This window comes from Beijerinckia mobilis (genome assembly GCF_000745425.1).
GTDB classification, from domain to species: Bacteria; Pseudomonadota; Alphaproteobacteria; order Rhizobiales; family Beijerinckiaceae; genus Beijerinckia; species Beijerinckia mobilis.
Window position 1 is genome coordinate 1 of record NZ_JQJH01000057.1, and the last position, 1,127, is coordinate 1,127.

A 1,127-nucleotide genomic window follows, 5' to 3' on the forward strand; every position below is an offset into this window, starting at 1 on the left:
GTGCGGAGCTGGGCCAGCACGCTCGCTTCTTTCCACGATAATCGGTCATACAGCTGTCGCGTGTGTTTTCCTGGGAGTGCGGTATCCACTCGTCTGGAATGTCTTCCTATGTTCTCAGGTAGCTGACGGCTAGGCATTGCTTGGGCACGTGCAATCTTCAGAGTCGTCGATTTCATTTTGGAGACCTGTACTTGCGGGAGAGCATTTTCTTGCGTCGCGACTCTCGCCTGTTCTTTCGCTAGACCAAGTATTTTGTTGTCTTCGCTGGTGGGGATCCACTGGACGCTGATCTGATTTCCATGCTTCTGCAGTCTTCTCATCAGCTTGTAGATTTGACAGACAAATTCCTGGCCCGACTGTTGTCGCGGGTTCGTCAACGTCAGAGCCGCCGCTTTGTTGCTCGTGATCAGTGTAATCCGAAAGTCTTTCACTGCCGCAAGTGTCTTCAGTGTATGCACTATGGCCGCCAGCTCTGCGGAAAACGGATTGTGCTCTGTCCTCGCGCTCAACGTGACGGACAAGGTCTTCAGTCTCACTTTCCGCTGGCGTGGTGGTTGTTTCTCGATCGCCACTCCAAACCCGACCAGTTCATTCCGCGCCGAGCTGCTGAACGCGATCTGCATTGATCCTCTGGGTACAGTCGACCCCTCCGAGATAGGTTCATCATCCATTTGCACGCGTGCTTCCCATGGTGCCAGTGTAAACGGGTTGATGGTTTCCAGTGACTCCATGTCGATGTTTTTCAGCGCGTCCGCTACTTGGTATAGTGGTGAGCGGTGGTATCTCCTGAATTTCCTGATCCGATCTGTGCTTCTGCGGAGAGGATTGGTTTCTGGTAGTGTGTGGAGGTCCGTCCACATCTTCACGGCTCGTCTCCAGAATCGGTGTCGTGCCGTGGCAATGTGTGCCTCGGCCTCCGCTACGCTAGTCGCAACGGTGAGAAATGTGCTCACGATTGCTTGCGCTCCTACCCTTTGCACCCGGTTGATCGGCCCCATGTTTTGATTCTTGAAGGCGTGCATCCAGACATTCGAGGCGTAGTCCACCACTGGGGCGACGGTCGACGAGAACAGCTGCCGCGCTGTCGCTGGAGAGAGACCTCGAAGTCGTCGAAGCTCCATCGCTGC

Annotated in this window: 1 protein-coding gene; it reads right to left on the reverse strand. The window is 54.8% G+C overall.

Annotation, left to right across the window (positions count from 1 at the left end; translation table 11 throughout):
* A partial coding sequence (locus DL88_RS21190) for a ribonuclease H family protein (RefSeq protein ID WP_210165339.1) occupies positions 1–731 on the reverse strand: 731 nt, incomplete at its 3' end.
* Positions 732–1,127 lie beyond the last annotated feature (396 nt).